The organism is Flavobacterium pectinovorum (assembly GCF_022802975.1).
In the GTDB taxonomy this organism is placed as follows: domain Bacteria; phylum Bacteroidota; class Bacteroidia; order Flavobacteriales; family Flavobacteriaceae; genus Flavobacterium; species Flavobacterium pectinovorum_B.
The window spans coordinates 24,132-37,898 of sequence record NZ_JAFEVZ010000002.1 but is presented as its reverse complement, the minus strand read 5'-3'; the positions used below and the strand labels follow the sequence as shown (position 1 = coordinate 37,898).

The 13,767-nt window shown below is 37.4% G+C and carries 9 protein-coding genes; 3 read left to right on the top strand and 6 right to left on the bottom strand.

Features of this window, described 5'->3' with window-relative positions; translation table 11 throughout:
- Window positions 1-33: 33 nt before the first annotated feature.
- Together FLV_RS02790 and FLV_RS02785 are read right to left on the bottom strand one after the other, a co-directional pair.
- Window positions 34-1,716: a hypothetical protein gene (locus FLV_RS02790; protein WP_243230572.1), complete on the bottom strand. Its 1,683-nt coding sequence runs from the start codon at window positions 1,714-1,716 to the stop codon at window positions 34-36.
- Between the two features lie 240 nt (window positions 1,717-1,956).
- Window positions 1,957-4,140: an alpha-L-rhamnosidase C-terminal domain-containing protein gene (locus FLV_RS02785; RefSeq protein WP_243230570.1), complete on the bottom strand. Its 2,184-nt coding sequence runs from the start codon at window positions 4,138-4,140 to the stop codon at window positions 1,957-1,959.
- A gap of 258 nt (window positions 4,141-4,398) precedes the next feature.
- Here FLV_RS02785 and FLV_RS02780 point away from each other — a divergent pair, with 258 nt between their 5' ends.
- On the top strand, window positions 4,399-5,430 hold the full coding sequence (locus tag FLV_RS02780) for a hypothetical protein (protein WP_243230568.1): 1,032 nt from the start codon (window positions 4,399-4,401) through the stop codon (window positions 5,428-5,430).
- Between the two features lie 35 nt (window positions 5,431-5,465).
- Here FLV_RS02780 and FLV_RS02775 read toward each other — a convergent pair whose 3' ends face one another.
- Window positions 5,466-6,260 carry an AraC family transcriptional regulator gene (locus FLV_RS02775; RefSeq protein ID WP_243230566.1) on the bottom strand — a complete coding sequence of 265 codons (795 nt, stop codon included), beginning with the start codon at window positions 6,258-6,260 and terminating at the stop codon, window positions 5,466-5,468.
- Window positions 6,261-6,361: 101 nt separating this feature from the next.
- Here FLV_RS02775 and FLV_RS02770 point away from each other — a divergent pair, with 101 nt between their 5' ends.
- Together FLV_RS02770 and FLV_RS02765 are read left to right on the top strand one after the other, a co-directional pair.
- A complete protein-coding gene (locus FLV_RS02770; RefSeq protein ID WP_243230565.1) occupies window positions 6,362-7,570 on the top strand; it encodes an MFS transporter in 1,209 nt (402 codons plus the stop codon).
- A 335-nt stretch (window positions 7,571-7,905) separates the two neighbouring features.
- Window positions 7,906-9,276 carry a phosphatidylserine decarboxylase family protein gene (locus tag FLV_RS02765; RefSeq protein WP_243230564.1) on the top strand — a complete coding sequence of 457 codons (1,371 nt, stop codon included), beginning with the start codon at window positions 7,906-7,908 and terminating at the stop codon, window positions 9,274-9,276.
- A 127-nt stretch (window positions 9,277-9,403) separates the two neighbouring features.
- On the opposite strand, the gene FLV_RS02760 is transcribed toward FLV_RS02765, so the two are convergent.
- From FLV_RS02760 to FLV_RS02750, 3 genes are all read right to left on the bottom strand, one after another.
- The gene (locus FLV_RS02760) at window positions 9,404-10,915 is read right to left on the bottom strand and encodes a right-handed parallel beta-helix repeat-containing protein (protein WP_243230563.1); all 1,512 of its coding nucleotides are present in this window, start codon (window positions 10,913-10,915) and stop codon (window positions 9,404-9,406) included.
- A 152-nt stretch (window positions 10,916-11,067) separates the two neighbouring features.
- On the bottom strand, window positions 11,068-12,648 hold the full coding sequence (locus FLV_RS02755; protein ID WP_243230562.1) for a sodium:solute symporter: 1,581 nt from the start codon (window positions 12,646-12,648) through the stop codon (window positions 11,068-11,070).
- Window positions 12,645-13,709 (bottom strand): Gfo/Idh/MocA family protein, encoded by a 1,065-nt coding sequence (locus FLV_RS02750; RefSeq protein ID WP_243230561.1) that lies wholly within the window; start codon window positions 13,707-13,709, stop codon window positions 12,645-12,647. Before FLV_RS02750 ends, FLV_RS02755 begins: the two co-directional genes overlap by 4 nt.
- Between the last annotated feature and the right edge of the window lie 58 nt (window positions 13,710-13,767).

Genomic DNA, 13,767 nt, shown 5'->3' with positions numbered 1-13,767 from the left:
TGCTTTATCTGCCAAATCTGCGAGAACTTTAATTTATTTTTTCAATTCTTTCAATTTAGACTCCATCACATCTTTGTTCAATTTCACTTTCACCATTCCGGTTGGATGAAATCTTTTTTTCAAATCGATTGTATTGTAGATAATCGTGTACACATCATTGCCTTCAGGAATTAAACATAATGGCGTTCTCATAATATCCCAGGTTTTATCTACTTTGGTTTCTATTGGCAAATAGCGCGCTTCCCCCCAATTGATTCCGTCTTTTGAAAGTGTGTATCCAATCATATTTGGTAAATGATGTCCCCAACCTTCCGGGCCTCCGTCAAAAACAGCGATGTACAATCCGTTTGGTAATTGACTCACAATCGGATTTTCGACAAATTGCGGATGTATCGTTTTTATCGGTTCCAAACCTTTGTTTAATCTTGTCCAGGGTCCTTCTAAACTTTTGGATTCTGCCAAAGCCACAAACCAACCTTTTCCTGATTTCTTCGGATAATCTGCCCAGGAGGCAAATGGATAAGCTCCGCTGTAAAATCCGAAATATTTGTCGCCGACTTTATACGGAAAAAAAGAAGCTACTCCCTGACGGCCTTCCCAAGGTTGAGAATCCAATCCTGGTTCCATGATAATTCCCATATCTTTATAAGGACCACCAATTCCGTTGATCCCCTCTACAGTAGATTCACAACGCCAAATTCTTCCGAAAGAATGGTTTGGTTCTATCTCTTTACTAACCGTATAAGCCAAATAATAGCCGTACCATTTGTTTGCCTTTTCGTTAAAAACCGGCATATACGACCAAATGGCAGCACGACGATCATTCATTGGGTTATCATCTTCGGTTACGGCATAAACTCCGCTGGCTTGATAGATTGTTGATTCTCTTTTCCAGTGAATGGCGTCTTTACTTGTCCAGTGACCAATTTTGGTTTTTACACGGTCATAATAATATTCCACTCCTTTTTCTCCTGCTCTTTCAGTTGGAAACATGTGATAAGTATCGCCGACTTTTACGACTCTTCCTCCTTCAAAACCTCCCTGAATTCCTTCGGTTCCGGGCATTCCTTCGTCGATCACGGCTTTGTTTTCTCCGCCAATGATTTCGAATAATGGTTTTTCATCGGAGAATCCTTCGATGATATAAGTTGGATTCCAAAGCTTTCCGTCTAATAATTCGGCGTTTCGGGAAACCAATTGCTGACTGCTTTTTATTACTCCCAAAATGGCAAACAATCCTTTTTGGTTTGGGAAAATTGTGTGTGTTCCTTTTGCGTAAGCGATGGCATACACATTTACAGGAGCTAAACCTGTGATTGTAACCCCATTTTCAAGAATCAATTTGCCGTTCTCTATCGCATTCGTCTGAAGATATTCCTTATTATTTGTTTCCTGAAAAAGACCAATCAAAAGCTGAACCGGTTCTTTGAATTTTAACTGCAAAGGCGAGTTTGTCCCGTTTTTATATTTATCCAAAGGAAGTTCAATTCCTGTCAGCCCTTGTAATTCCGGAGCCAGACCCACTATATTGTGTTTACTTCCTGAAAATACATGAGCGTATTGCGTTGTTTTGAATGTTTTATAATTGGATTTTACAATTTCAAATGATGCTGGCTTCCATGCGGTGGTTTGTGCTGTAACTTGAATGCAGATTACAAACAGCATTAGGAAAGCAGTTTTTAACTTGAAATTGTATTTTATATTTTTTGAAAACATGGGTTTTTATTTTTTATTGACTTCTGAATTTCTTCAATCTTGTCATTTCGAGGAACGAGAAATCTTCGTTTGCTGAGCACGCTTTGCAGATCAATCTTTGTGGAGCTACTTGCGAAGATTTCTCCTCTGTCGAAATGACAAAACTGGCGTTGTAATCTTTGTGGTTACGAGTGTGATTCCTCCTTCGTCGGAATGACAAACTGTATGTTAAAAACTATGAGCTAATAACTAAATAATTACTCACAAAGCTTTATAACTCACTTTATACTCTACATTTGGTTTTACGATCAACTGATATTTATTTTTTGCTAATTCTGTAATGGTTCCTGAACTCGCTTTTGGTTTGCCTGCACTTTCAAAAATCAATTTTCCTTCTCCTTCGCCTGCTTTTACTTTGATTTCTTTGGTACTGCAATAGACAGTAACTTCTCCATTTGGTGTCGGCACTTTTCCTTCCATCCATTTTAAACCGCCAAGATTTGGTTTGATTTCGTATTGGGAATAGCCCGGAGCGGTTGGTTTTACACCTAAATAATATTTTCCTAATAAGTAAATCGGACTTGCGCCCCAGGCATGGCAAAGGCTTTTTCCGTAAGGGCGTCCGTACATCGCTAAATGTTCTGTTCCTTTTTTCGTTGGATTGTATTCTTCCCAGAAAGAGGTTGCGCCTTCTTTTAGCATTCCGCCCCAATAGTCTTTCATTTCTTTCAGCACATAATTTTGTTCGCCCATCGCACACAACGCTTCTAACTCGTAAAAACGCATATAGGGCGTTGTGATTTGGAGTACCTCTTTATTGAGCAGTACTTTATTTTTTACGCTTTGTTTTTGTTCTTCATTAAAATAATTGAAGAAAATACCGAACATATTAGCGTATCTGGTTACAATATCCTGCATTTTTCCGTCGATACGCTGGTGCTTCATCACGTTTTCTTTTTTGTCCCAAAAGACATCAAATAATTTGGTTTTTAAATCATCTCCTAATTTCTGATATTGTTTTTGGTCTTCGCTTTTACCCGCAATTTCGGCACTCACAGCCATAGCTTCTAAACTTCTGGCTAAAAGCATCTGCTCAAAACTAACTTCGCCGGTTTTTGGTAATCCGTTCGCCCAGTCGATAAAAACCCAATCACCTTCTAATGGTTCCAGAAATCCGTTTTTGTTTCTTCTTTCCAAACAGAAATCCATAAGCGATTTCATTCTTGGGTAAAAAGTTTTGATGAATTTGGTATCGCCCGTGTGCAGATAGTAATCGTAAACACCCACAAACCAATACAGCGAATAATCCATAATGATATTTACATGAGCGGTTACAGGATCTTTTCCACGAAGAGCCAACAGCGTTCGTTCTACGGAAGCCGAATCAAAGAATAAATAATAATTCATTAAATAACTTTGATAAGCATCGCCCGACCAAACCCAGCGGTCGCGTTTGATTCCGTCTATAAAAAATTCACGGGAAGTTAAATGCATCGTGTAAGCCGACACATCCCAAATTTGATTCAATTGTTGGTCTGAAGATTTGAATGCGCCACGATAGTCTAATGGCAGATATTCATAAAGCATTGAAATCGAATCGTATTTTACCCCTGCATCTGCCTGTACCTGAACATAGCGAAATGCTTTCGATCCATTATGTGTGTAAGTTTCAGACTGTTTTCCATCAAAAGATAAATGATCTAAGGTTTCACATTTTGCAGTATCCAAAGCTTCTTCTCGAGATTCACCATAATAAAGTGCTACTTTGCCTTTTCCTTTTAAACCGTAAATTTTAATATAACCAAAAGTTTCTTTGCCAAAATCGATCAACTGACCAGCGCCTGTTTTTTCTGTTTTCTTGGAACTTAAAGGCTTGGTTGTTAGTTTAAATCCGGAAGGTTTATTTTCTGGCGAATCAAAATTCCAGGAACCAACAGGCACCCAAGGCGTACCGGATTGCTGTGCTTTTCCATTTTCGTCAATCCAAAGTTTATCTTCATTGGTCACCTGCCAAGAGGCATTAGACTTAACATATTGACCCGAAATATAAATAGCCGGCAACACTTCCTGATTGTAAACTTTAAAAGAAATTTTGTGTTTCCCGGCAGGAATTTTTATTGATTTTGGCTGTCCATAAATCTGAACGCCATCTAAAAGTAATTGAAAAGATCCTTCTGAGTAGATATTTACCTCATCCGGTTTTGGGATATCTACTTCGGTTTGAAAAGTTACCAGGGCATACGGACTGTAATATTGCCAAAGCGGTGGAAATACTGCTTCGCGTTCTGTACGCCTAACCTGCATTTTATTGCTTAACCAAATTTCAAAATCTCCCGGATACCAAATCCACGTCGCAGGCTTATTTTCCTGGGCAAATACCAAAACGGAAGAAAATAAAACTGTAAAAACAAATAATTTTTTAAAATTTAGAAATCGATTTCGCATAAAAAAGATATTTTGGGACTAAAGATAAGTGTTATTTTTACATTTCACAACCTGTAGTATCCTGCACCATCCTGAAATTAACAAAATATTTCTTTTTTGAAAGAATTTTAAAACACTATTAATTCAAATTCAGTGAAATTACCAAAACAGAATTCTATAAATTAAATACTCAAAAAATTGTTGTAATTTGTTTTAAATTTATAAACAATCAGAATTCTAAAGCTATTGATTTATACCTCTTAAAATATTAATCACAATATGAAAAAATACATCCTACTTTTTATATTTACTTTTCAGATAGTTTTTTCTCAAAAAGCGATAATAAAAGGAAATGTTCAAAATACCGGAACTTATTCAGACCGTACCGTTTCTATAATTGTAAATGATACCATCAACAAACTCATAAAATATAATGCCCTACAATATAAAACCGTAAAAGCAAATGCCATTAAAAACAAAACTGATTTTAAATATGATTATCATAAAACAGATGCAAACGTAAATCAGCTTCACTCAAATAAAAGCTATTCAACACAAACAGACAGTTTAGGCAACTTTGAGATCAGAGCCAATCTTACCGATAGTTTATTTTTCGAATCGTATGCTCACATTACCCAGAAATATGCAGTTGCAGATTTAGTAAAAAAGAAAAATCTCAATTTAAAACTAAAATTAGAACCTTGTGAAGTCTGGCCGGAACATCCTGAAAAGCCTACAAAATTATACGTCTTTGTTGGTAAAAAAATCAAAGCCTGGAACTCTCCACCCGGCCATTGCAATCTTCCTTCAGATAGCAGAACGCTCGCAAAATATGAAGTGGTAAAAAACATTTATGGCGATTATCCAAAAGATACTATTCAGTTTACCTCCTATGCGCATTCAGCTCCTTTACCGCAAAATTATTCGCCTTTTAAAAGTAGTTTTCTCGAATACGATTACAGCTTGCTTTATGTTTTACAATATAAAGACGAATTAATTCAGGTTAAATATTTGTTTGACGATGTTTACATGACAAAAGAAGGCCGATGGGCATCACCTTTAAAACCCAAAAATCTTTTTCACACAATCACTCCAGACTCTGTTAATCAGCCGGAACTGCTAAATTTTGTCGACCCCATTGAATTTACTTATGACGAAAGGTTTGAAAAACAAATAATAGAAAACTTTCCGGAACCCTATTTCAAAATAGATAATGGAAAAATCTTCGTTACTCATGGTTTTTATGTAGAAGATTTATTTAGAATTAGGAAAACTGGCAGACTCAAGGGATTTGATTATTTAATTAGATAACTATTAACTTCTTTAGTTAAAGTTTAGTAATATCCTCATTTCTGATCCTCCAAAATATAATTAGCAGGTGTCGTTCCCAAATGCTTTTTAAACATAAAAATAAAAGCACTCGCAGTTTCATAACCCAAATCGAGCGCTATTTCTTTTATGGATTGCTTTTCGCCTAATCGTTTTATGGCTTCCAGTAATTTCAATCGGGTACGCCAGTCGCTGAAATTCATTCCGAGTTCTTTGATGAATAAGCGGGATAAGGTTTTGCTGCTCATAAAAGATATGTCGGCATAATACTCAATCGTATTTTTACTAGCTACATCATTGAGCAAAAGCTGCACTACTTTTTGCAGTCTTTCATGGTTGGTTGTTGGCAGGAAAGTGGCACTTGGTTCGATTAAGGCCAATTCGTCCAGGAATACATCGATGATTCTTCTTTTGGGAGATGTGATATTTCCATCAGTTCCAAAAGAAATGATTTTAAAAACCAATTGTTTTAGAAATACCGAAATATCAAAAGAAAAACTGACTTTCGGCAACCCATCCATAAACGAAGGATCGACATAGACACTATATAAATTAACATCTTTCTGAAACGTTACCTGATGCTCGGTATGACCCGGAATCCAAAGTCCCTGCAGCGGATTTACAACCCAAATCTGATTATTGACTACGACATTCATAACACCGCTGGTAGCATAAATAAGCTGTGCCCGTGGATGCGAATGTGATATACAAACGGCATCAGTTACCATTTCGGTATAACCCACAACTGGTAAGTCAGGATTTATCTGAAATCCAAAATCAACTACTTTATATGTCCGAACATCGTTATTCATTGTCCAAATATAGTAATTAAGACACACTCATTTATTTTCACCTTTGTAAAAAAATTAATTGCAGATATCATTTCTAATCTGTCATAATCTAAAAATAACTCATGGAGACCATTAAAACCAATTCGGAAATACTCAAAAAAACTACCTATTCTATTCTTTTTATCATCAGTTTTTCGCATTTGATCAATGATCTTTTACAGGCTGTTGTTCCGTCCATTTATCCGTTACTGAAAGATAATTTCAATCTAAGTTTTTCTCAAATCGGGATTATCACTTTTACCTACCAGATTGTTGCTTCTATCCTTCAGCCTTTTGTGGGAATGTATACCGACAAAAAATCAAAACCTTATTCGTTGATTATCGGAATGTTATTTACAATGACCGGACTATTCCTTGTTTCAATTGCTTCGAGTTTTACGTATCTTTTATTATCTGTGAGCTTAATCGGAATCGGGTCTTCGATTTTCCATCCCGAATCTTCCCGGGTGGCGCATCTTGCTTCGGGAGGTAAAAAAGGGCTGGCGCAGTCCATCTTTCAATTAGGCGGAAATGCAGGAAGCGCTATCGGGCCTTTATTGGCCGCTTTTATTATCATTCCGCACGGACAAAGTTATGTGGCTTGGTTTTGTATTATTGCTTTGGTTGGGATTTTTGCTTTATATAAAATTGCCCTTTGGTACACAGCACATTTATCTGAAAGAATGGCTAATAAATCGGCTCTTAAAATCGAAACGCATCATTTGTCCAAAAACAGAGTGATTGCTTCGTTAGCAATTTTATTGGTTTTGATTTTCTCCAAATATTTCTACATGGCGAGTATTACGAGTTATTATACGTTCTTTTTGATTGATAAATTTCATATCTCGATTCAACAGTCTCAGGTTTATTTATTTTTATTTTCGGGAGCAGTTGCTGCAGGAACTTTGATTGGCGGACCAATTGGTGATCGTTTTGGAAGAAAATATGTCATCTGGATTTCTATATTGGGTGTTGCTCCTTTTACTATGATGCTGCCTTACGTTTCTTTATTCTGGGTTGGAATTTTATCTGTAATTATTGGACTGATTATTTCGTCTGCTTTCTCGGCAATTTTAGTTTACGCTACCGAATTACTGCCGGGAAAAGTGGGTTTGGTAGCCGGTCTTTTCTTCGGATTTGCTTTCGGAATGGGCGGTTTGGGTTCTGCGGTTTTAGGAAAAATTGCTGATGCGACCAGTATCGAATATGTTTTTAAGATTTGTGCCTTCCTGCCGTTGATTGGTGTTATTACCGGCTTTTTGCCGAATATTGAAGGTCGAAAAAAGGGCTGATTTTTTAATCTCGCAAAGATGCAAAGGTTTTCTTTTTTAGATTTTTAAAATAAACTTTGCGACTTTGCGAGCAAATTTCAGCATTCATTTAATCAAAAAACACATAGAGCTCTGTTGGAGACTATGTGTTTTTTTATACTTAAAAAGCAATACCAAGTTTTCATATTTTCAAGTTTCAATTCTTAATTTTAAAATTAACGTCTTCGCCAAAAATCTTTAATTTCCTACCAGCAATATGAGTTCTTTCATAACAAAAAAATAAGCTTCCATACCTAATTTAATTTTTTGAGTTATTTTCTAAAATATCTTAGTTATTAATTTAACCCAAAAAAACCATGGAAGCAACTACATTCAACAAAGCAAAACAATTATTGGGAAGCTGGTTACCTCAGGACCCGCAAATTATAGAAAACTGGACACTCAAAATCAAGGAATTTGTCAAAAAAAATCCAACACCGCTCATTCCTGAAATTGCCGAATTTCAAAATCTGGTGTACTCAGACCCTGTTTTATATGCCAATGTTCAGGGAATGTTTTCCGAAGCACATTTTTTAAAACAAAGAACTCCTTTACTTTGGGAACCGGAACCTGTGAATTTTGAAGATTTCCTTGTTTTACTCAACGGAATCATGCAAACCGCTCCCGAAGCTTATCAAACCGTAGCTCCCGGAAATCAAACCGCCGCAGGCATGATTGGATTTCCTATTAACGCTCTTTTAGCATGGCCAATGGCAACCAATTTTGGGTACGATGTTTTTTCAAACGCATTAGTCAATCAGCAGCTGAAAAAAATATTAAACTACTGGTCTAAATTTTTGGTTACAGAAGATTCCCGATATGTTTTGATCGAAAATGACCCTTCTGAAAACGTAATTGCATGGCTGAGCGATTTGGCACAATCTGAAATGATGGAAGTTGCCAAGGGTGCTTTAGGCTTAGAACCGAATCCGATTCCTGTCACTGCTACATTTTCTGATGTTTTTCAGTCGGATCCTTCAGATCCCTATTATGGATTCAAAAGCTGGGACGATTTTTTCACGAGATTGTTTTGCCCGGATGTGCGCCCTGTTACTGCTCCCGATGATGATTCGATTATTGTAAATGCTTGTGAGTCGGCACCTTTGCAAGTGGCTAAGAATGTGGCTTTGTCGGATCAGTTTTGGTTAAAAGGACAACCTTATTCGTTAGAAAACATGATGAATTTTGACTCATTAGCACCTCAATTTGAGGGTGGAACAGTTTATCAGGCCTTTTTGAGCGCTTTGAGCTACCACCGCTGGCACAGTCCTGTAAACGGTAGAATCGTAAAAACGGCTATTGTAAACGGTTCTTATTATTTAGAAAATCTATACCAGGGTTTCTACAATCCGGAGGGAGCCGATTCGAGTGCGCCTAACAATTCACAACCCTTTTTAACTGCAGTTGCCACCAGAGCGGTTATATTTATTGAGGCAGATAATCCGTCTATTGGATTGATGTGTGTAATGCCTGTGGGGATGGCAGAGGTTTCCAGCTGCGAAATAAAAGTACAAGCCGGAGACATTGTGAAAAAAGGCGACGAGCTGGGGATGTTTCATTTTGGAGGTTCAACACACTGCCTGATTTTTAGACCGGGTGTTAATTTAGAATTCAGCAATTATGAAACACCAGGCTTAGACGCTCCTAATAATATTCGTGTAAATACACAAATTGCAAAAGTGGTTTAGACTGAATGTCATCAAAAAATTATATAAAATAACCTTCAATTACTAACGCTAAAAGCCGCAAGTCTTATGATTTGCGGCTTTTGGATTTCTATGAGTTACTTTATGGATAATTATAAATTCTTCAGCTCTACTCTTTAATAATACGTTTACTAATTTTATTTCCATTAGTTGTTAAAGTCAAAATATAAGCTCCAGATGGAAGATTTTCTAAACTTAAGTTTTGTGTCTCTCCATTCACTACTTTATTGACAATCAATTTACCGGATAAATCAAACAATTGAATTACAGCTCCTTTTGTAATTTCATTGCCTTCTATTGTCAAAATGTTTTTTACCGGATTTGGATAGTAATTAAAAGTGAAATCAGAGTCAGTACCCTCTATTGTTTTCTCAACCTCATCAGTATTTATTTTTTTAGCGGTTGTAAAGTTACTTTCGGAATAACCCAAATCAGGATTACTGCCCGAGTAAGAAAGACCAACATTTGTTCCTTTGTCAATTAAATCGCTTCCCTGAGCTAATTTGAAAGGCAAGTTAGTCGGAAGATCCCCATTTGACTGTCGGGCTCCGATGGCAAGTGAAGTACTGCTACTTGTAAAATCGGAGGTATTTACAGTGACACTTAGATTCCACGAGTTGTTTTGCTGTGTAGCATTTGAAATAGAAATTGTTCCGGATAATGAAATATTATTTTTAAAAATATGTTTCTTTCCCGACTGCACCGGATTTCCAAAACCAAAGTTGATGTTGTTTCCGAATCCTGTACAATTATATAGTGTTATGCTTCCGGTATTGTTGTTCTGATCGAATCCTTTTTTGGGATGTCCTATTGCAACACATTTGGTCAGTACATTGTCAGCCGGAACAGAATTCCCTCCTACTTTAAAACCATTTCCGTTTCCGGTAAAGCCTCCGTAATTCCACACATCAACGCCGTTTCTGATTGCCCAGCAATTTTCGAAAGTTACTTTTTGGGTACTGTCAAAACAATCGTATCCGTCATCTGAATTTTCCCAGGCACGGCAGTTAATGAATTTATTTCCGGGTCCCTGTTCTTGTTTTGGACCAAAACCATCAGCCATGCTTCCCTTTTTTTTAGGGTCATAATTTCGGTAAGCATCGCAGTTTTTTACTATTGTATTCGAACCACCTTTGTTAATTTCCAGGCCGGTATTACGATTGTTATAAAAAGCACAATTTTCGAAAATAGTATTGGCACCTGTTACATATGCTCCCTGATAACCTGCTCTGGTAATGGCAATTCCTTTGAAACTCCAATAAGAACCTGTAATGCTAAAACCATACGAATCCTGTACCCATTCCTGATCCGGAAACGAAAAATCTATTACGGCTCTTCCATTGTTTACACATTCTACCTTAATAGGACTTGAAGAAGTGCCCGATTTTGTAAACGAAATAGTGTTTTTAGCACCGGCAGTATACGCTATTGTATACGTTCCGGCCTGTAATAAAATAACATCTCCTGCAACGGCTTTGCCCACAGCCGTTTTAAAATTCATAGCGTTAGTAAAACTCGAACCCGAATTAGAAGCATTTCCGGTTGGTGTCACATAATAAGTAGCTGCTGAAACTGATCCCGATACCAAAAGGGACAGCATTAAATAGTAGATTTTTTTCATAAGTTTTGTGTTAGTTTGAACAGCACAAGGTACTTATGGTTTTTTATAAAAATATTGAATTAATTCAATGGTTTTGAGGAAATTGGATTTAAAAATTGTTTCTTTTCATGTGCAATACTGTACATATCTACTTGTTATGCTTTCTTTAGCATCTAATTGAAATTGAAAACAAGATACAAAACCAAGATTGTCAACCCCAACAAACCAAATAATAGTTTCACCTTTTTACTAGTTTTAGGAATATCCCTTTCATCTGAAAAATTAACTTCCGGATTTTTATCCACTAAAGAAATTAGCACTGCCGCAATTAAAAGCACAGCAAAAATGTAAAACGAAATCAATAAAAAGTGTGGCCAAACCGGGTATTTATCTGCCGGGAAAATCCATAAATACAAAACTCCTACGAATAAACTAAAGGCTGAACCCCAGGACAAAGTAGCGTTTACAGCTTTTTTTGTGGTGCGTTTCCAGAAAACACTCAACAAAAACACCACAGATAATGAGGGTGCCAAAAAGCCCAAAACTGCCTGAAAGATGTTGAATAAATTCTGCCCCTTGATATTGTCAATCGCAATAGCAATCAGGATCGCAAATACACAACCTGCCCCAATGGTCAATCTTCCGATTTTGATCTGTTCTTTTATAGATGCCGTCGGATTCATTTTCTTTACATAAATATCATTCGTAAAAACGGTACTCAACGCATTCAGTGAGGAACCAATTGTGCCTACCAAAACGGCAATCATCACGCAAATTACCAAACCGTTCATTCCGCTTGGGAATAAATTCGTAACCATGGTCATATAAGCCAAATCGGAGTTTTTGCCCAATTCCGGAAACAAAACGGAACACAGAATTCCCGGTAAAATAAACAATGGCAAAGCCATTACTTTTAGCCAGCCTATGAAGTTCACCCCCAATTGTCCCTGCTCCAGATTCTTGGCTCCCAAAACACTCTGTACCATCGATTGGTCGGTACAAAAGAACGCTACTGCGGCCACCGGATAACCCAATAAAATAGCAGGCCACGGATAATTTGCATCGTCTGCAGGCTGTACCAGATTCCAGAAATTAGAAGGTGTTTTGGCAATTAAAGCTTCTATGCCGCCGACTTTCTGTAATCCTAAATACGATAAGGTTAGTGAAACGACAATCAATAAAATCATCTGAAAAACATTCACTTTGGCAATGGCTTTCAATCCTCCGGCGTAAGTAAAAATTCCGGAGAAAATCACCAAAACCGTCACACTCTGCCACATCGGAATTCCTAAAATCTGGCGTACCAAAATTCCACCGCTAAACAATCCCAACGACAGCCAGCTTACTAAAATTTTCACCATCGCATACCAGGCCAAAATCGTCTGGGTGCTGTCGCCATAACGTTTTCCCATATATTCGGGCATCGTGCTGACTTTACTGGCAATATATCTCGGTGCAAAAACGATAGCCAAAAGCAATAAAAATACAAAAGCATACCATTCGAAATTTCCGGCTACGATTCCGGTGGCATAACCAATACTGGCAAAAGCCAATAAGGATGAAGGTCCGACATTCGTCCCCCACATATTGAATCCGATGTTGTACCAGTTCAAGGAATTTCCCGCCATAAAAAGCGTTTCGTTCTTCTTGCTCTGCTTCACGCTCACCACATAACCAATAACCAATAAAGTCACCAGATAAATCGCTACAATGATAAAATCTAAAGTCGTTAACTTATCGTAGATGCTGTTCATAGTCCGTATTCGTTAAGAACATCAGCAATTTTTACTGGCATTCCGGTTTGTAATGATTTATCCATTGCCTGTAATAATGCCACGGTTCCGATGCCTTCTTCCATATTTGGATAGGCTTCAAAATTCTGTTCAATACTGTCCACAAAATATTCTAAATAATTTTGGTATTCTCCGCCATGATGGCTCTGCCCTTCAAAACGGAAATAATATTTTATAGTGCTGTCTCCCCAGGTGATCACTTTTTCTTCACCGGTTTTGTCCGTAACGGCATAACGCAATTCGTGATAATCGGCCTGACTCGCACCTTCTGTTGCTCTCAAAATTGTGCTCATTCCACTGTCTCTTTGAGCTGGCTGTGTTGGCGAAGTATAAACTCCGCTCACTCTGGCAATTCTTCCATCTGTAGCTTTGAAAATAAAATGCATCGTATCTTCGTTTTTTAAGCCTGCAACAGCTCCGTTACTGCTGATCATTCCATACCCCATTACTTCCTGAATATTTGGAAGATACCAACGAATGAAATCTACAGGATGGCTCAAACCTCCGTACAGCCATTTGAAAGACTGCAATAATGACCATTCTTTCTTTAAAAACCATCTGTGATCTGCGTGATATTGCGCTTCAATCGTAATTAAATCACCTATTAAGCCGGCTTCATAATCGGCTCTTTGTCTTTTGGCCGGTTCGAAGAATCTTGAACTTTGTCCGATGAAAACCTTTTTACCGGTTGTTTTACTTAGTTCCAATAGTTCTTTAGCATCCGAAAGATCATCGATAAACGGTTTGGTACACACTACGTGCTTTCCTGCCAGTAAAGCCTGCTTTACGTGTTGAGCGTGCAGATGGTCCGGCGTATAAATCGCGATGATGTCAATGGATTCATCGTTTAATAAATCGTCGTAATTAGTTGTGTATGAATGAAAATCGAATTCTTTTGCTCTTTGCTTGCAGATTTCTTCATTTCTGTCGCACACTTTTACAAGTTCTAATTTTGAACTTTCTAAAGCGGCCGACATCGTGCTACGTCCTTCTCCAAGTCCTAAGATTGCTATTTTTAACATGAGGTGTGGTTAATTAAGATTGTTAGTTTTATTTTTCACGCAGATTACGCAGATTGAG